16 protein-coding genes are annotated in these 18721 nt (G+C 66.7%); 13 read left to right on the forward strand and 3 right to left on the reverse strand.

What is annotated here, in order from left to right; genetic code table 11:
• The first annotated feature begins 29 nt into the window (after positions 1-29).
• The 12 genes from HWX76_RS27295 (at position 30) to HWX76_RS27350 (ending at position 13608) form a co-directional block, all read left to right on the forward strand.
• Entirely contained in the window at positions 30-584 is a 555-nt protein-coding gene (locus HWX76_RS27295; RefSeq protein ID WP_050011421.1) for a hypothetical protein, read from the forward strand.
• A gap of 364 nt (positions 585-948) precedes the next feature.
• Positions 949-1638 (forward strand): histidine ABC transporter permease HisQ, encoded by a 690-nt coding sequence (hisQ, locus tag HWX76_RS27300; protein WP_011544981.1) that lies wholly within the window; start codon positions 949-951, stop codon positions 1636-1638.
• Positions 1635-2348, forward strand: coding sequence for an ABC transporter permease (locus tag HWX76_RS27305; RefSeq protein WP_006476443.1), 714 nt, complete (start codon positions 1635-1637; stop codon positions 2346-2348). Before hisQ ends, HWX76_RS27305 begins: the two co-directional genes overlap by 4 nt.
• Before the next feature lie 20 nt (positions 2349-2368).
• Positions 2369-3169 (forward strand): ATP-binding cassette domain-containing protein, encoded by an 801-nt coding sequence (locus tag HWX76_RS27310; RefSeq protein ID WP_006488736.1) that lies wholly within the window; start codon positions 2369-2371, stop codon positions 3167-3169.
• Positions 3170-3190: 21 nt separating this feature from the next.
• A complete protein-coding gene (locus tag HWX76_RS27315; RefSeq protein ID WP_089488286.1) occupies positions 3191-4231 on the forward strand; it encodes a GlxA family transcriptional regulator in 1041 nt (346 codons plus the stop codon).
• Between the two features lie 1017 nt (positions 4232-5248).
• Positions 5249-6481, forward strand: a complete 1233-nt coding sequence (locus HWX76_RS27320; protein ID WP_050011418.1) for an aspartate aminotransferase family protein — start codon at positions 5249-5251, stop codon at positions 6479-6481.
• A gap of 30 nt (positions 6482-6511) precedes the next feature.
• Positions 6512-7579, forward strand: coding sequence for an arginine/ornithine succinyltransferase subunit alpha (gene aruF, locus HWX76_RS27325; RefSeq protein WP_050011417.1), 1068 nt, complete (start codon positions 6512-6514; stop codon positions 7577-7579).
• The gene (gene astA, locus HWX76_RS27330; RefSeq protein ID WP_089488287.1) at positions 7576-8622 is read left to right on the forward strand and encodes an arginine N-succinyltransferase; all 1047 of its coding nucleotides are present in this window, start codon (positions 7576-7578) and stop codon (positions 8620-8622) included. The genes aruF and astA overlap by 4 nt, the downstream gene beginning before the upstream one ends.
• A gap of 7 nt (positions 8623-8629) precedes the next feature.
• Entirely contained in the window at positions 8630-10093 is a 1464-nt protein-coding gene (gene astD, locus HWX76_RS27335; RefSeq protein WP_050011415.1) for a succinylglutamate-semialdehyde dehydrogenase, read from the forward strand.
• 14 nt (positions 10094-10107) lie between these two features.
• Positions 10108-11448 (forward strand): N-succinylarginine dihydrolase, encoded by a 1341-nt coding sequence (astB, locus tag HWX76_RS27340; RefSeq protein ID WP_176016603.1) that lies wholly within the window; start codon positions 10108-10110, stop codon positions 11446-11448.
• Between the two features lie 7 nt (positions 11449-11455).
• Complete coding sequence (gene astE, locus HWX76_RS27345) at positions 11456-12484, forward strand: succinylglutamate desuccinylase (protein WP_176016678.1); 1029 nt, start codon at positions 11456-11458, stop codon at positions 12482-12484.
• A gap of 329 nt (positions 12485-12813) precedes the next feature.
• Positions 12814-13608, forward strand: a complete 795-nt coding sequence (locus HWX76_RS27350) for an ABC transporter substrate-binding protein (protein ID WP_050011412.1) — start codon at positions 12814-12816, stop codon at positions 13606-13608.
• Between the two features lie 93 nt (positions 13609-13701).
• Here HWX76_RS27350 and HWX76_RS27355 read toward each other — a convergent pair whose 3' ends face one another.
• Complete coding sequence (locus tag HWX76_RS27355; RefSeq protein ID WP_176016604.1) at positions 13702-15213, reverse strand: HDOD domain-containing protein; 1512 nt, start codon at positions 15211-15213, stop codon at positions 13702-13704.
• 26 nt (positions 15214-15239) lie between these two features.
• Positions 15240-16982 (reverse strand): cyclic di-GMP phosphodiesterase CdpA, encoded by a 1743-nt coding sequence (gene cdpA, locus HWX76_RS27360; RefSeq protein WP_200891613.1) that lies wholly within the window; start codon positions 16980-16982, stop codon positions 15240-15242.
• Positions 16983-17260: 278 nt separating this feature from the next.
• Here cdpA and HWX76_RS27365 point away from each other — a divergent pair, with 278 nt between their 5' ends.
• The gene (locus tag HWX76_RS27365) at positions 17261-17809 is read left to right on the forward strand and encodes a peroxiredoxin (protein ID WP_050011409.1); all 549 of its coding nucleotides are present in this window, start codon (positions 17261-17263) and stop codon (positions 17807-17809) included.
• Positions 17810-17895: 86 nt separating this feature from the next.
• Here HWX76_RS27365 and HWX76_RS27370 read toward each other — a convergent pair whose 3' ends face one another.
• A complete protein-coding gene (locus HWX76_RS27370; protein ID WP_124556947.1) occupies positions 17896-18525 on the reverse strand; it encodes an SDR family oxidoreductase in 630 nt (209 codons plus the stop codon).
• Between the last annotated feature and the right edge of the window lie 196 nt (positions 18526-18721).

Genomic DNA, 18721 nt, shown 5'->3' on the forward strand with positions numbered 1-18721 from the left:
CGCGTGTTTCTCCACGCGCCATTCTTCCGATGATTTTTCGTTTCCGGCTGCTTTCCGTGACGATGCTGGCCGCCGCGCTGGCGCTGACCGGTTGCGACGACCAAGGCCATCTCGACGTGCAACGTATCAGGGACTTCTTCAACGCGATCAAGCCCGCGCCGCTGCTGCTGAAGGGGCTGAAGGTCGGCGAATCGACCGAGGCCGACGTGCGCGGCACGATGGGCAAACCCGAGACCGAGCGCACGTTCACCGACGGCTCGAAGCGTCTCGAATATCCGCGCGGCCCGATGGGCAACCAGACGTGGTTCGTCGATCTCGACGCGAACGGGCGCTACACGGGCGCGACACAGGTGCTGACCGCCGAGAATTTCGCGAAAGTGCGCCCGGGGATGGACGAGGACGAGGTGCGGCGCCTGCTCGGCAAGCCCGGCGACGTCGCGCAGTATCCGCTGAAACCCGAGACGGTCTGGAGCTGGCGCTGGCTCGAGGACGGCGTCAACACCGACGCGTTCTTCAACGTCCATTTCGGCCCGGACGGGCTCGTCTATACGACATCGCGCTCCGATATCCTGAAAGGGCGGTGACGCTCACGCGCGGCGCTTCTTCAGCCAGCCCGCGCAGCGCGTCGCGGGCATGAGCGAGCAATTGTGTGGCGTCGGTCCGGATCTGCCCATTCGGCCTGACGGCCAAGCCGGCGCTATATCGAAAAAGCGACCGGAAAATTGCAAAAAGCCCGCTTCCCGGCGCGTCATCGGACTGTCAGGAAGCGGTTTTTTTCCTTTTGAAACAGCGGCGTAGGCCGTGCGCAGAAATGATGGGACGAATTGTTGCGACGCAGCAATCGCGCGCACGGTGATTTGAGGCAAATAATTTCGCTTGCGACTATCCGCGTCAGCCCGGCGCGGGACAGGCATACGCGTCGGCATTCATTCAACTCTGGAGACGCGCGTGTTCCTTTACGGCTTTGGTCCCGTCCTCTGGGCCGGCACCGTGCAGACCATCGAGCTGTCGGTGCTGTCGCTCGCCACTGCGGTGGCGCTGGGGCTGATCGGCGCGGTGGCGAAGCTGTCGCACAACCGGGTGCTGCGAGCGATCGCGACCGGTTATACGACGCTGATCCGCTCGGTGCCCGACCTTGTGCTGATGCTGCTGCTGTTCTACAGCATCCAGATCTGGCTGAATCAGTTCACCGACCTCGTCGGCTGGAACCAGATCGACATCGATCCGTTCGTGGCCGGCGTGCTGACGCTCGGCTTCATCTACGGCGCGTACTTCACCGAGACGTTTCGCGGCGCGTTCCTGTCGGTGCCGCGCGGCCAGCTCGAAGCCGGTTCGGCTTACGGGATGAGCGGCGCGCGCGTGTTCGTGCGGATCATGTTTCCGCAGATGATGCGCTTTGCGCTGCCGGGCATCGGCAACAACTGGCAGGTGCTCGTGAAGGCGACCGCGCTGGTGTCGATCATCGGTCTCGCGGACGTCGTGAAGGCCGCGCAGGACGCCGGCAAGAGCACGTTCAACATGTTCTTCTTCATCCTCGTCGCGGCGCTGATCTATCTCGCGATCACGACCGTCTCCAACCTCGTGCTGATCCAGCTCGAGAAGCGTTATTCCATGGGCGTGCGGCACGCAGAACTATGATCGAGATCCTCCAGGAATTCGGCAAGGCGTTCCTTTTCTGGGACGGCCAGCGCCTGTCCGGCCTCGCGGTGACGCTGTGGCTGCTCGTCGCGTCGATTTCGCTCGGCTTCGTGTGCGCGGTGCCGCTCGCGGTCGCGCGCGTGTCGAGGAACAAGTGGGTGTCGATGCCCGTGCGGTTCTACACGTACGTGTTCCGCGGCACGCCGCTCTACGTGCAGCTGCTGCTGATGTACACGGGCATGTACAGCCTCGAGTTCGTGCGCTCGCACTCGCTGCTCGACGCGTTTTTCCGCAGCGGTTTCAACTGCGCGATCCTCGCGTTCGCGCTGAACACCTGCGCGTACACCACCGAGATCTTCGCCGGCGCGATTCGTGCGATCCCGCACGGCGAGGTCGAGGCGGCGCGGGCCTACGGGATGTCGCCGTTTACGATGTACCGCCGCGTGATCCTGCCGTCGGCGCTGCGCCGCGCGCTGCCGCTGTACAGCAACGAGGTGATCCTGATGCTGCACGCGACGACCGTCGCGTTCACCGCGACCGTGCCGGACATCCTGAAGGTCGCGCGCGACGCCAATTCCGCGACCTACATGGCGTTCCAGTCGTTCGGGATCGCCGCGCTGATCTATCTTGCGGTATCGTTCGCACTCGTCGCGGCGTTTCGCCGCGCGGAGCGCCACTGGCTCGCGTATCTCGCGGCCGCCCGTCATTGAATTACTTCGAGGAGAGCCAGTTGGCCGAGATCACTCAAACGAGCGCGTCCGCTTCCGTCAAGCTTGCCGCGGTCGACATCCACAAGCGCTATGGCGACAACGAGGTGCTCAAGGGCGTGTCGCTGAACGCGAAGGCCGGCGACGTCATCAGCATCATCGGCGCGAGCGGCTCGGGCAAGAGCACGTTCCTGCGCTGCATCAATTTTCTCGAGCGGCCGAATGCGGGGCAGATCGTCGTCGACGGCGAGGCCGTGCGCACGAAGACCGACCGCGCCGGCGCGCTCGAAGTCGCCGATCACAAGCAGTTGCAGCGCATCCGCACGAAGCTCGCGATGGTGTTCCAGCACTTCAACCTGTGGGCGCACATGAACGTGCTCGAGAACGTGATGGAAGCGCCCGTGCACGTGCTCGGCATTTCGAAGAAGGAAGCCGAGGAGCGTGCGCGCGAGTACCTGGAGAAGGTCGGTCTGCCGCCGCGCGTCGAGAAGCAGTATCCGTCGCATCTGTCGGGCGGCCAGCAGCAGCGCGTGGCGATCGCGCGGGCGCTGGCGATGCATCCGGACGTGATGCTGTTCGACGAGCCGACCTCCGCGCTCGATCCGGAACTGGTGGGCGAAGTGCTGAAGGTGATGCAGAAGCTGGCCGAGGAAGGCCGCACGATGATCGTCGTCACGCACGAGATGGGTTTCGCGCGCAACGTGTCGAATCATGTGATGTTCCTGCATCAGGGGCGGACCGAAGAAGAGGGCGATCCGAAGGAGGTGCTGGTGCGCCCGCAGAGCGAGCGGCTCAAGCAGTTCCTGTCGGGCAGCCTCAAGTAACGCGACAGGGCAGGTTTCAACGTGGTACCGGTGTCTCGTCCCGCAGGCGCCACCCGCACGACGCAGGTGGCGATCGTTGCATTGCCGCCCGTGTCGATGTCGGGCGTGGGTCCGATCGTCGATGCGCTGAATCTCGCGAACGAGATCGACGGACGCCTGCTGTATCGCTGGCAGGTGTGTTCGTGGGACGGTCGGCCGGTGCCGCTCGCGGGCGGCGCGCAGTGGCATGCCGATGCGGCGTTCAACGATGCGATCGCGTGCGACTGGGTAATCGTCGTGTCCGAGCGGTTTCAGCAGTTTGCCGATTACCGGTTGTTTCTCGCGAGTCTCGCGCGGGTCGGGCAGCGTACGCCCGTTGTGACCGGCATTCATCACGGCGTGTGGTGGCTGGCGATGGCCGGGCAGCTTTCCGGGTATCGCGTGAGCGTGAACTGGGAGACGTATCAGCAGTTCGCCGAGCAGTTCGAGCGGTCGATCGTCACGCAGCAGATCTTCGAGATCGATCGCGATCGGGCCACCTGTGCCGGTGGGCAGGCGACCGTCGATTTCATGTTGGCCATGATTGGCCGGGAACATGGGGTGGATCTCGCGGAGCGGATTGCTGATGCGCTCGGGGCCGGGACGCTGCGGAGTGGTGAGGAGCGCCAACGGATTCCTTTTGTTACCGCGCCCGGTGAGCGACATCCTCGGTTGAATGATGCTTTGCTTTTGATGGAAGCCAATATCGAGGATCCTTTGACGACCGATGAGATCGCCGGGCTCGTGGGCGTTTCACGCCGGCAACTGGAGCGGCTCTTTCGTCAGTATCTCGGGGCAATGCCCTCGAAGTATTACCTCAATCTTCGGTTGCTCAAGGCAAGGACGCAGTTGCAGCGGACCAGCAAGTCTGTCGTTCAGGTTTCTCTCGCTTGTGGGTTCTCTTCTGCTGCGCACTTCTCTAACGCTTATCGCGAAAGGTTTGGTGTTACGCCTCGGGAGGATCGAAGAGCGTGGCTCGAGAAGCAGACCGGCGGCGGCAGCGAACCTCGGGGTGGGGCGCTCGTCGAGCGCGGGAAGGATTGAGATCCGGGTTTGACTTGGTTTGGTTGGCGGTCCGCCCGCGGTTGGCGTGAAGCACCTGCGATCGTGTCGGTCTATTAGCGTCGCCCCTCCGCGGGGCAGCGGTCACTTTTCTTTGTCTTGCCAAAGAAAAGTAACCAAAAGAAAGGCGCTCGGATAACGCATGACTTACCGGTGCCATGGCACCCCAAGTGGTCCGCACAAAAGTGTCCGCGCCAGTCAGGAATCCGGAGTGGTTCGAGTAATGGTTCTGACATCTCTCGTTACCCCACGGAGTGGTATACCGTCCGCTAGCTCCATCCTCGCTACGCTCGGCTGGAAGGTACTTCAGGGCGGGGAGGGCGCTCTTGCTTCCTGCATGAACTGTCGACTGCCAGGCACTTTTTCTGCTCTCCGCATTTGTATGACCGGATCGTTTGACGATCGATGTCTGCGCGAGACGATGTATTTGTGTCCCCCATTTTTTTCACGGGCAGAGCAGCGTATTCCCGTTTATCGAAAGCAGAGCGAGTGCCTTGCAACGGGCGGAAGATGGCGGCATTGGCCGGGATGGACCTATCGGCCGAGCGAAGCGAGGACGGAGCTAGCGAGCGGTATACCGCTCCGTGGGGCAGGCAGTGGTGTCAGAACCATTGCTCGAACCACTCCGGTTTCGTGACTGGCGCGGACACTTTTGTGCGGACCACTTTGTTGGCGATGGCACCGGAGGTTATGCGATATCTGAGCGCCTTTCTTTTGGTTACTTTTCTTTGGCAAGACAAAGAAAAGTGACCGCTGCCCCGCGGAGGGGCGACGCTAATGGACCGACACGATCGCAGGTGCTTCACGACCCGGGAAGCCGACCCCAGACGAGCGAGAAAAAGCCCCAAAATACCGACACGGCGTAGCCGCCCCGGCCAGCCCGAAAGGGCAAAACCAAAACCTTCCGATAGAACCCGTCGCAATTCCGCAAGACGCTTGCGTCACCCTTCCCTAAACTTGATCCTGTTGAACCCTCTTACGAAACCGAAAGGAACGACCATGACGACCTCGACCGTGACCCGCCAGACATTCGACGAAGTGATGGTGCCGGTATTCTCTCCCGCGCCGTTCGTGCCGGACCGTGCAGAGGGCTCCCGCGTGTGGGACACGGCCGGCCGCGAGTACGTGGATTTCGCGTGCGGCATCGCGGTCACGTCGCTGGGCCACGGCCACCCGGAACTGCTGAAGGTGCTGGACGAACAAGGCCGCAAGCTCTGGCACATCGGCAACGGCTACACGAACGAGCCGGTGCTGCGCCTCGCGAAGCGCCTCGAATCGCTGACCTTCGCCGACCGCGCATTCTTCGCGAACTCGGGCGCGGAAGCGAACGAAGCCGCACTGAAGCTCGCGCGCCGCGTCGCGTTCGACCGCCACGGCGCAGACAAATACGAAATCGTGTCGTTCGTGCAGTCGTTCCACGGCCGCACGTTCTTCACGGTCAGCGTCGGCGGCCAGCCGAAGTACTCGGAAGGCTTCGGCCCGGTGCCGGAAGGCATCAAGCACCTGCCGTTCAACGACATCGAAGCCGCGAAGGCCGCAATCGGCCCGAAAACCTGCGCCGTGATCGTCGAGCCGGTGCAAGGCGAAGGCGGCGTGATCCCCGCCGATCCGGCGTTCCTGAAGGCACTGCGCGAAGCGTGCGACGCCAACGGCGCACTGCTGATCTTCGACGAAGTGCAAACGGGCGTGGGCCGCACCGGCCAGTTCTACGCCTACATGGACACGGGCGTCACGCCGGACATCCTGACGACCGCCAAGGCGCTCGGCAACGGCTTCCCGATCGGCGCGATGCTGACGACGAACGAACTGGCCGCGCACTTCAAGGTCGGCGTGCACGGCACGACGTACGGCGGCAACCCGCTCGCATCGGCGATCGCGGACAAGGTCGTCGAACTGATCGGCGACCCGGCGCTGCTCGAAGGCGTGCGCGAACGCAGCGTGCGCCTGAAGGGCGCACTCGAACGCATCAACGCGCGCTTCGGCATCTTCAAGGACATCCGCGGCAAGGGCCTGCTGGTCGGCGCGGAACTCACCGCCGCATTCGACGGTCGCGCGAAGGATTTCGTCACCGCCGCCGCCGAGAACGGCCTGATCATGCTGATCGCCGGCCCGAACGTGCTGCGCTTCGTTCCGTCGCTGGTGATCCCGTTCGACCTGCTCGACGAAGGCGTGAAGCGCTTCGAGAAGGCGGTCGAACAAGTGCTTGCCGCACAGGAAGCCACCGCGCGCTGATCGGCGCCCCCATCGCAGACAGGAACGACGATGCTATTTGTTCGCCCCGGCAAACTCACGGATCTCGATGCGCTCGCGCACATGGCGCGCACCGCGCAGCCGGTCCTGCACTCGCTGCCGCACGACCGCGCGGCGCTCGAAGCGCGCGTGGCGCTCTCCGAGGATTCGTTTCGCGCGGACGTCGACTTCGCCGGCGAGGAGTTCTACCTCTTCGTGCTCGAGGATTCGACAACCGGCAAGCTGCTCGGCACGGCGAGCATCGTGGCCGCGGCCGGCTACTCGGAACCGTTCTACGCGTTCCGCAACGACGCGCTGATCCACGCGTCGCGCGAGCTGCACGTGAACCGCAAGATCCACGCGCTCACGATGTCGCACGAGCTGACCGGCAAGAGCCGGCTCGCGGGCTTCTACGTCGATCCGTCGCTGCGCGGCGACGCGGCCGCGCACCTGATCTCGCGTGCCCGGATGATGTATATCGCCGCGAACCGCCGCCGCTTCACGCCGGAAGTGTTCACGCTGCTGCTCGGCGTGAGCGACGGCAACGGCGCGTCGCCGTTCTGGGAAGCGGTGGGCCGCAAGTTCTTCGGCCGCGACTTCACCGACGTCGACATCGCATCGGGCGGTCGCAGCCGCACGTTCATCGCGGAAGTGATGCCGGCCTATCCGCTGTACGTGCCGCTGTTGCCGGAAGCCGCGCAACGCGTGCTCGGCGAGCCGAACGAAACGGCACTGCTCGCGTACGACATCCATCTCGAGGAAGGCTTCGAGCCCGACCGCTTCGTCGACATCTTCGACGCGGGCCCGGTGCTGACCGCGCAGGTCGACCGCACCGCGTGCGTGAAGCAGGCGTCGGAGCGCGTCGTGCGCGAGGCCGCGCATCAGCAGGGCGACGTCGCGTACATGGTGTCGACGGGCAGCGGCGAATCGTTCCGCTGCGTGCTGGTCGACTTGCCGGGCGACACGGCCGATGCGCGGAGCACCGAGGCGCCGCTCGCCGGCGACGTGCGCGCGGCGCTCGATGTGAAGGAAGGCGATGTCGTGCGCTGCGTGCCGCTGCATCGCCGCGACGATGAAGATTTGAAGGGAGACGCAGCATGATCGTCGTTCGGGTCGTACAAACGGGCGACGTCGACGCGCTCGTGTCGCTCGCGCAGGAAACCGGGCCGGGCCTGACCACGTTCAAGCCCGACCGCGACGCGCTGGCCGCGCGCATCGAACGCTCGCGCCGCACGCTCGAAGGCCACGCGGCGCCCGGCGAGGCCGGCTACTTCTTCGTGATGGAAGATTCGAAGACGCGCGACATCGCAGGCGTGTGCGGAATCGAGACGCAGGTCGGCCTCGAACAACCGTTCTACAACTATCGCGTGAGCACGGTCGTGCATGCGAGCCAGGAGCTCGGCGTGTGGACGCGGATGTCCGCGCTGAACATCTCGCACGACCTGACGGGCTACGCGGAAGTGTGCTCGCTGTTCCTGAGCCCGCGCTATCGCACGGGCGGCGTCGGCGGCCTGCTGTCGCGCTCGCGCTTCATGTTCATCGCGCAGTTCCGCGACCGCTTTCCGGAACGCATCTGCGCGGAACTGCGCGGCCACTTCGACGAGGACGGCACGTCGCCGTTCTGGCGCGCGGTCGGTTCGCACTTCTACCAGATCGATTTCAACGCGGCCGATTACCTGAGCTCGCACGGCCGCAAGTCGTTCCTCGCGGAACTGATGCCGCGCTACCCGGTGTACGTCGACCTGCTGCCGCAGGACGCGCAGGACGCGGTCGGCCTCACGCATCGCGACACGCTGCCGGCCCGCAAGATGCTCGAAGCGGAAGGGCTGCGCTACCAGAATCACGTCGACATCTTCGACGCGGGCCCGGTGCTCGAATGCCATGTGAACGACCTGCGCACGGTGCGCGAGAGCGTCGTCGTGCCGGTTGCGATCGGTGTGCCCGACGCGCGGGACGACGCGCGGGGCGGCCATCCGCCGAAGTCGCTCGTGTCGAACACGTCGCTCGGCGATTTCCGCGTCGGCGTCGCGCCGGGCGTGGTTGAGAACGGCGCGTTCGTGTTGTCGGCCGACGATGCCGCCGCGCTCGACGTGAAGGCCGGCGATCCGGTCCGCGTGCTGCCGCTCAAAGTCAAACAGGGATAAACGAATCATGACGGAACTCTTCATCGACGGCGCCTGGGTCGCAGGCTCGGGCCCCGTCTTCGCGTCGCGCAACCCGGGTACCGATGAAATCGCATGGCAGGGCGGCAGCGCATCGGCGGCGGACGTCGACCGTGCGGTCGCGAGCGCACGCCGCGCATTCGCCGGCTGGTCGGCGCTTGACTTCGAAGCGCGCTGCGAAATCGTCAAGCGCTTTGCCGCGTTGCTCACCGAACGCAAGGAAGCGATCGCGACCGCGATCGGCCGCGAGACCGGCAAGCCGCTGTGGGAAGCGCGCACCGAAGTCGCGGCGATGGCCGCGAAGGTCGGCATCTCGATCCAGGCCTATCAGGAACGCACCGGCGAGAAGCGCCAGGACATGGCCGACGGCGTCGCGGTGCTGCGTCACCGCCCGCACGGCGTCGTCGCGGTGTTCGGCCCGTACAACTTCCCCGGCCACTTGCCGAACGGTCATATCGTGCCGGCGCTGATCGCCGGCAACACCGTGGTGTTCAAGCCGTCGGAGCTTGCCCCGGGCGTCGCGCGCGCGACGGTCGACGTGTGGCGCGAAGCCGGGCTGCCGGCCGGCGTGCTGAATCTCGTGCAGGGCGAGAAGGACACCGGCATCGCGCTCGCGAATCACCGCCAGATCGACGGGCTGTTCTTCACCGGCAGCTCGGATACCGGCACGCTGCTGCACAAGCAGTTCGGCGGCCGTCCGGAAATCGTGCTCGCGCTCGAGATGGGCGGCAACAACCCGCTCGTGATCGGCGAGGTCGAGGACATCGACGCCGCCGTGCATCACACGATCCAGTCGGCGTTCCTGTCGGCCGGCCAGCGCTGCACGTGCGCACGCCGCATCTTCGTGCCGCAGGGCGCGTTCGGCGATCGCTTCCTCGCACGCTTTGCCGACGTCACGTCGAAGATCACGGCCGACGTGTTCGACGCCGATCCGCAGCCGTTCATGGGCGCGGTGATCTCGGCGCGCGCGGCCGCGAAGCTGGTCGATGCGCAGGCGCGCCTGGTCGAGCAGGGCGCGAAGCCGATCATCGCGATGACGCAGCGCGATCCGCGCCTGGGTTTCGTGAACGCGTCGATCATCGACGTGACGGGTGTCGCGAACCTGCCCGACGAAGAACATTTCGGCCCGCTCGCGCAGATCGTCCGCTACGCGACGTTCGACGAAGCGATCGAGCGCGCGAACGACACGGCGTTCGGCCTGTCCGCGGGCTTGCTGGCCGATGACGCCAACGCATGGGATCACTTCCGCCGCACGATCCGCGCCGGGATCGTCAACTGGAACCGCCCGACCAACGGCGCATCGTCGGCCGCGCCGTTCGGTGGCACCGGCCGCTCGGGCAACCATCGGCCGAGCGCGTACTACGCGGCCGACTATTGCGCGTACCCGATGGCGTCGGTGGAAAGCACGCAACTGACTTTGCCCGCGAGCCTGTCGCCGGGCCTGCATTTCTGATCGAGGGAGCGACGATGAACGCACAAGAAGCCAATTTCGACGGGCTCGTCGGCCCGACCCACAACTACGCCGGGCTGTCGTTCGGCAACGTGGCGTCGCTGAACAACGAGAAGTCGGCCGCGAACCCGAAGGCCGCCGCGAAGCAGGGGCTGCGCAAGATGAAGCAGCTCGCGGACCTCGGTTTCGCGCAAGGCGTGCTGCCGCCGCAGGAGCGGCCGTCGCTGCGCCTGTTGCGCGAGCTCGGCTTCTCCGGCAAAGACGCGGACGTGATCGCGAAGGCGGCGAAGCAGGCGCCCGAACTGCTCGCCGCGGCGAGCTCGGCGTCGGCGATGTGGACCGCGAACGCGGCCACCGTCAGCCCGTCGGCCGACACGAGCGACGGCCGCGTGCATTTCACGCCGGCGAACCTGTGCAGCAAGCTGCATCGCGCGATCGAGCACGAAGCGACGCGCCGCACGCTGTCGACGCTGTTCGCGGACCCCACGCACTTCGCGGTGCACGAAGCATTGACGGGCACGCCGGCGCTCGGCGACGAAGGCGCGGCGAACCACACGCGCTTCTGCGCGGAATACGGCAAGCCGGGCGTCGAATTCTTCGTGTACGGCCGCGCCGAATACCGCCGCGGCCCCGAGCCGAAGCGCTTCCCGGCACGGCAGACCTTCGAGGCGAGCCGCGCAGTCGCGCATCGCCACGGGCTCGCCGAGGAAGCGACGGTCTACGCGCAACAGGATCCGGACGTGATCGACGCGGGCGTGTTCCACAACGACGTGATCTCGGTCGGCAACCGGGACACGCTGTTCACGCACGAACGCGCGTTCGTCAACAAGCAGGCGATCTACGACACGCTGACCGCCGCGCTCGACGCACGCGGGGCGCGCCTGAACGTGATCGAGGTGCCCGACGCAGCGGTGAGCGTGAACGATGCGGTCACGTCGTATCTGTTCAACAGCCAGCTGCTGTCGCGCGCGGACGGCTCGCAGGTGCTCGTCGTGCCGCAGGAATGCCGCGAGAACGAGCGGGTCGCCGCCTATCTCGATCAACTGGTTGCCGGCAACGGCCCGATTCACGACGTGCTCGTGTTCGACCTGCGCGAAAGCATGAAGAACGGCGGCGGCCCCGCGTGCCTGCGTCTGCGCGTCGTGCTGACCGAAGCCGAGCGCGCGGCCGTCACGTCGAACGTGTGGATCAACGACACGCTGTTCGCGTCGCTCGACGCGTGGATCGACACGCACTATCGCGATCGCCTCGCCCCGGAAGACCTCGCCGATCCGGCGCTGCTCGACGAATCGCGCACGGCGCTCGATGAGCTTACGCAGATCCTGCGCGTCGGTTCGCTGTATGACTTCCAGCGCTGAGGCACGGATGCCGGCCGCCGCGCTGCTCGACGACTTCCTCGCGTTCACGTTGGCCGGTGGCGCGCCGGCCGAACGGGACGGCGCGTGCGCGGGCGGCGCGGTGCGCTGGCGCTGGCTCGGCGACGGGCTGCTCGCGTTCGAACCGGCGGCGGCCGACGCCGCGGCGCGCGCGAGCGTGCTCGTGTCGGCCGGCGTGCACGGCGACGAGACGGCGCCGATCGAGCTGCTGTCGATGCTGGTACGCGATCTCGCGGCGGGCGCGCTGCCGCTCGCGTGCCGGCTGCTGGTCGTGCTCGGCAACGTGCCGGCGATGCGTGCGGGCGAACGCTATCTCGACGACGACCTGAACCGCCTGTTCAGCGGCCGTCACGCGCAGGTGAGCGCGAGCCGCGAAGCGCCGCGCGCCGCGCAGCTCGAGGCGGCGGCCGCCGCATTCTTCGCGGCCGCGCCGGCAGGCAGCGCGCGCTGGCACATCGACATGCACACGGCGATTCGCGCATCGGTCTTCGAGCAATTCGCGCTGCTGCCGCATACGGGCACGCCGCCGACGCGCGCGATGGTCGAATGGCTCGGCGATGCACGCATCGCGGCCGTGCTGCTGCATACCGCGAAGGGCAACACGTATTCGCATTTCACGGCTGAGCAGTGCGGCGCGCTCGCGTGCACGCTGGAACTCGGCAAGGTGCGGCCGTTCGGCCAGAACGACCTGACGCGCTTCGCGCCGGCCGACCGCGCGGTGCGCAAGCTCGTGTCGGGTGAGCGGCGTGACGTCGACGCCTCATTGCCGCGGGTGTTCACGGTGATCGATCAGATCACCAAGCAGAGCGATGCGCTGGAGCTGTTCGTCGCGGCCGACGTCGCGAACTTCACCGCGTTCGCGCGCGGCACGGTGCTCGCGCAGGACGGCGACTACCGCTATACGGTGAAGCACGACGAGGAACGCATCGTATTTCCGAACCCGACCGTGAAGCCGGGTTTGCGCGCGGGCTTGCTCGTCGTCGATACGACGCGCGACACGCTGGCGGCGCTCGTCTGATCGACGTGCAATCGTGCGGACCGCGCATCGTCCGGCAGTCGATTCATTTTTTGCGATGACGCCCGCCCGCTGCGCGGACGGCGCGCTTGCATATTTGCGACACCGTCTTGCAAGTTCGACGGGTCGCGCGGCGGCCGCCGTGCGCGCAGCGCAGCATCGCGCACCGGCGGCCGCTTTGCCGTATCGGGCCGCGCGGATTGGTACAATCGCGGCCTTGCGGCTGTTGCGCCGCATCACGGCGCCGCGTGGGCATTGTCGGTGGCATTCGACCCTGCAATGATGCATGCGTCCGTCGTTCCGGAACATTCGAGTATCGAGGAGAACACCTGATGAAGTTGGATTGGCGTAAAGTGGCCGCGCACGCGGTGGTAGCGGCATCGGCGGTGGCGGCAGGCAGCGCGTTTGCCGCGGATCTGAAGGAGATCCGGTTCGGCGTCGAGGCCTCGTACGCACCGTTCGAATACAAGACGCCCGACGGCAAGCTGACCGGCTTCGACATCGACATCGGCAACGCGGTGTGCGCGAAGCTGAAGACGAAGTGCGTGTGGGTCGAGAACGACTTCGACGGCCTGATCCCGGCGCTGCAGGCGCGCAAGTTCGACGCGATCAACTCGGACATGACGATTACCGACCAGCGCAAGCATGCGATCGCGTTCACCGATCCGATCTACACGATTCCGAACCAGCTGATCGCGAAGCAGGGCAGCGGCCTGCTGCCGACCCCGCAATCGCTGAAGGGCAAGCGCGTCGGCGTGCTGCAGGGCACGATCCAGGAAGCGTACGCGAAGAAGAAGTGGGCGCCGGCCGGCGTTGATGTCGTGCCGTATCAGACGCAGGATCTGGCGTATGCCGACCTGAAGTCGGGCCGTCTCGACGCGACGTTCCAGGATTCGGAAGCGGGCTCGAAGGGCTTCCTGACGAAGCCGCAAGGCCAGGGCTTCGCGTTCGCGGGCGGTACGGTCAGCGACGCCGAGATCCTCGGCTCGGGCGTCGGCTTCGGCCTGCGCAAGAACGACGCGGCGCTGAAGACCGCGCTCGATCAGGCGCTGAAGGACCTGAAGGCCGACGGCACGATCGACAACCTCGCGAAGAAGTACTTCAGCGTGCCTGTCACGCTCAAGTAAGCGCCTCGCTCGATCGCACGATGGTAAAAAACCGGCTGCTGATGCGGCCGGTTTGCTTTTGGGGAGCGAAAACGACGGGAGGCTGGCCCGCCGTCAGCCGGGCTGCGCGGCGAAGAACCGTCCCAGCTCGCGCGCGAGTTCGTTGAGCACGGCCATCTCCTGCTGCGAGATCTTGCGCGCGGGTTGCGCGCCGGCCCAGTCGCCGTACAGCAGCGCGACGCTCGTCGTGCCGACGCGCACGGGCAGCAGCACGAACGCACGCGCGTCGTCGAACGCGTCGAGATACCACGCGGGCAGGCGCTTCGTCATCTTCGGGTCCTGCGCCTGCTCGATGAAGATGCCGACCGAGTTCGAGATCGCGAGATGAAACACGTCCGGCTCGAAGCGTTCGTCGAAATGCAGCCGGTCGAGCGCCGTATCGACGCCGGGGCCGAAGCCCAGGCGCGCGGCGAAGGTGCCGTCGTCGTGCCGCACGAACATCACGGTGCGCGTGAACGCGAGGCCGGCCAGCAGGCTTTCCGACGCGAGCGCGAGCACCGGCGTCAGCACGTGCTCGGACGGCAGCGCGCGCAAGTCCGCGAGGCCGGCTTCGAGGCAGGCCTCGGGCGCGGCCTGCGCGCGCGCGATCGCATCGGCGTTCGCGCGCAGCTCGACGATCTCGCGCATCATGGTGTCGCTCGCTTCCTCGCGCGCGAGCCGATCGGCGATCTCGACGAGCGCGTCGGCCTCCATGTCGAGCTCGGCGCCGTAGTGCTGCGCGAGCGCCGCGATGCGCGCGTCGCGCTGCGGGCTCGCGGGCATGACGAGCGCGCCGGCGACGTCGGTCGAGCAGCGGCTCACCGCGCGCAGCCAGCGGATGCGATCGGCCGAGCCGTCGTCGCCAGCCGGGCCCGCGTGGCGGGCGTCACCGTCTTCGTTGTCGAACGCGTCGGCGCGGGTGGCGCGATCGTCGTCGGCCATCCCGCCGCAGATCACCTCGGGCAGCCTCCAGCGCGCGGCCGCTTCGACGCCGATCTCGTCGAAGCCGACGCCGAGCACGTCGACGCAGGCGGCCGCTTCGTCGCCGTTCAGCTCGGCCGCGCGGCGGCGGATGCGGTCCCATTCGCTGTCGAGATAGCAGACCACCAGCAGTTTGCCGACCTGGCGCATCAGTGTGCAGACGATGGCTTCCTCGCCGCCGCGCAGTTCGGCGTGCTCGGTGAGCTTGCGCGCGACGCAGCCGGACAGCAGCGCACGGTTCAGCTCAAGCTTCGCGTCGATGCGTCGCGGCGTGCTCTGATGGAAGTGGTCGACGAGCTTCAACCCGACCACGAGATGGCCGACGGCGTCCATGCCGAGCACCATCAGCGCGCGGGTCACGGTGGTGATGTTACCGCCGAACGCCATGTACATCGCGGAGTTCGCGAGCCGCAGCACTTTCTGCGTGAGCGCGAAGTCCGACAGCACGACGCGCACGAGCGCGGTGAAGTCGAGGTCGTCGTTCTTCATCGCGGCCATCGTCGCGCGCAGCGATTCCGACAGCAGCGGGAAATCGCCCCGTTCGTTCATCCGGGCCCACAGCTTGTCGAGCAGCGCGGTGCGGGGCAGGTATTCGGTGGTTGACATACGGATCTTTCGGTTCGCCGCGCGCGTCAGGCGGCGGCGTGCAGGTGCAGCTGCTGCGCCTCGAAGCGCCGCGCGAGCTCCTCGGACGGCAGCGCCTGGCAGACGAGCCAGCCCTGGATGTGATTGCAGCCCATCTCCGTCAGCAGCTCGCGCTGCGCCTCGGTCTCGACGCCTTCGGCGACGAGCTCGAGATCCAGTGTTTGCGCGAGGCCGACCACCGCCGACACGATCGCGCGGTCGTTGCGCGACGTCAGCAGGTTCTCGACGAAACTGCGGTCGATCTTCAGCTTCGCGAGCGGGAAGCGCTGCAGATAGGCCAGGCTCGAATAGCCGGTGCCGAAATCGTCGATCGCGAAGCGGATGCCGAGACCGGTCAGCTCCTCGAGCAGCATTTTCGCGTGCGCGGGATCGTGCATCAGCAGGCTTTCGGTGATTTCGAGCACGATGCGGCGCGGGTCGATGCCGGTCAGCGCGATCGCCTCGCGCACGCTCTGCGTGAAGCGCGGGTCGCGGAACTGCTGCGGCGACACGTTGACCGCCACGTATTGGAGCGCGAGGCCCTGGCCGTCCCACGCGACGAGCTGCATGCACGCGGCCTTGAGCACCCAGTTGCCGAGGTAGTTGATCAGGCCGATCGATTCGGCGAGCGGGATGAAGGTGGCCGGCGGCACGAGGCCATGCACCGGATGGCGCCAGCGGATCAGCGCCTCGACGCCGACCACCGCGCCCGACTGGCTGCGCGTGATCGGCTGGAAATGCAGCGAAAACTCGCCGTTGCGCACGCCGTCGTACAGGTCGGCTTCGAGCTTGAGCCGTTCGGCGTCGGCCGGATCGTCGACGGGCGCATGGAACGCGAGCGCGTTGCCGCCCGATGCCTTCGCCTGGGAGAGCGCGTGGTCGGCGCGGCGCAGCAGCGGGCTGTGATGCTGCGCGCGATGCGGCGCGGCGCGTTCGTCCGGATAGAGCGCGATGCCGATGCTCGCGGACAGGTGCACGGTCTGGCCCTGGAACACGTAGGGCTCGCGCACCGCGGCCTGCAGCCGGCGCGCGAGCGAATCGGCGGCATGGCTCGCCTGCGTGCGGTCCGGTGCGCCCAGCACGACCGCGAACTTGTCGCTCGCGACGCGCGCGAGCTGCTCGTCCGGCGTGACGAGCGCCTTCAGCCGCTGCGCGGTCTCGCGCAGCAGCATGTCGCCCGCGTCGTAGCCGAGCGCGCGGTTGATCCGCTGGTAGTCGTCGAGGTCGAGCAGCAGCAGCGCCGCGCAGGTGCCGTCCTCGTCGGCGGTCTGCTGCGCGCGCATCAGCGCCGGCACGAGCGCGGACAGGTTGTCGAGCCCCGTCATCGGGTCGTGGTGCATTTCGTAGGTCAGACGCGCCTCGAGCGCGCGCCACGACGACACGTCGAACGCCGCGATCGCGAAGCCGTCGACGCCGTGGTGGCGGCTCTTGAACGCGCGGACCTCGACGTCCAGCGGGTAGGTGAGCGACTTGACGATGCACATCGTCGCCTTCTCGACCTGGCCCGACCGCGCGGCGCGAGCGAGCAGGCCTTCGAGCGCCGCGGTATCCTGTTCGGCGATCAGGTCGCGCAGCGTCAGCGTATGCAGGTAGTCGCGGTGGTAGCCGATGAAGCGCAGGCTCGCGTCGGACACGTACAGAAAGCGCAACTCGCGGTCGACGTGGGCGAGGAAATCCACCGTGCCGACCGTCTGTTCCAGCCAGTTGCGCACGGAGTCGTCGCGTCGCGGCGCGACCGCGCGCGCGGGCATCAGCGCGCCGCCCGACCGAGCGAAGCGGCGCAGCGTATGCAAGGCGCTGCGCCAGGAGCCCTTGCGTGACGTCTGTTTCCTGTTGGCTTCCATGTTTCTCGCTGACGTGAAGGGCTGGAACCGGTTGTCCGGAAGGAATAACGGCAGACTGTGCGAAATCTTTAACGGACCGGCCCCAGGCGGCGCTGCCGCCGGCCGGATCTTTCACGCGGATGTTCGGCAGGCGAACGCCCGCGTGGCCTGTATCGAGGCCGACTTTATAAGAAATGAGGACGCAGATGAAGCGAAAACTGTTGCTGGGCGCCATGGCGGCGCTGGTGGCCGGCCATGCGCTCGTGGCGCAGGCGGAACTGAAGCCGGGCGCGGCCGCGCCTAATTTCACGACGCAGGCGTCGCTGGGCGGCAAGACATACACGTACGCGCTCGCGGACGCGCTGAAGCAGGGGCCGGTCGTGCTGTATTTCTATCCGGCGGCGTTCACGAAGGGCTGCACGATCGAGGCGCATGCGTTCGCGGACGCGGTCGACCGTTACAAGGCTTACGGCGCGACGGTGATCGGCGTGTCGGCCGACAACATCGACACGCTGACGAAGTTCTCGGTGAGCGAGTGCCGCAGCAAGTTCCCGGTGGCGGCCGACCCGGATGCGAAGATCATCCGCGAGTACGACGCGAAGCTGCCGGCGCTCGACCGGGCGAACCGCGTGTCTTACGTGATTTCGCCGGAAGGGAAGATTCTCTACGAATACACGAGCCTGTCGCCCGACAAGCACGTCGAGAACACGCTCGCCGCCGTGAAGGCGTGGGCCGACGCGCATCCGAAGCAGTAAAACGGCTGGCCCGCGCGTGAAAACGGCCCGTCGTGCGGGCCGCGGGCACGGGAACGCGCCGCCTCCCGGCGGCGCACAGCGGGCCGTTATGCGCGCAGCGCCTGTTCGATCGGCACGCTGCCGCCGACGAAGCCGACGACCTTGCGCGAGATGCCGAGCTTGATCGCCTCGATCGCGGCCCATGCCACATCCTGGCGTGACACGGGCGGCGCGGGCTCGAGCCACGTGTCGGTCAGCGCGATCTTGCCGACGCCCGGATCGTCCGTCAGCGGGCCCGGGCGCAGGATCACGTAGTCGACGCCCGACGCGATCACGCGATCGTCGCCTTCGCGCTTCATCCGTGAATAGTGGTGCAGCGCGTCGGGCCCGTGCTCGGGCCGGTAGGCGGACAGCGAGCTGACCACCACGAGCTTCTGCGCGTTGAACGCGAGCGCGTAGTCGGCCGCGCGGGCGACCGCATCGCGGTCGACCTGCTCCTCTTCGGTCGCGCCGTCCGATTCGGCCGAGCCGGCCGCGTAGATCACGTGCGTGATGCCCTGGAAAGCGTGCGAGAAATCGTTCGTCAGATCGGCCTCGACGACCCGTGCGCCCGCCAGCGCATAGCCGTGCCGGCGCACGAGCGCCGTGACCTCGAACTCCGGCTGCTTGAGCAGCAGATCCGCGCAGGCCTGGCCCGTCCGGCCGGTCGCGCCAATCAGCAGTACCTTCGTCGTCATGAAACCGCTCCTTGCTCGATGCGTCATCCGTGCAGATAGGGACGGACGACCGATAACTCAAGTGTAATGTCGAATCGCCCCGACGGTGCGCACGTAATAAGGGGCGTACCGGCATCGGGCGTACCGGCTTCGGCGTACCGGTGCCGGGTACCGGTGTTCATTCGTTCACACGGATGCGGGAATGACGCGCCGACCG

The organism is Burkholderia sp. BCC0398, from assembly GCF_902833245.1.
Taxonomy (GTDB): domain Bacteria; phylum Pseudomonadota; class Gammaproteobacteria; order Burkholderiales; family Burkholderiaceae; genus Burkholderia; species Burkholderia sola.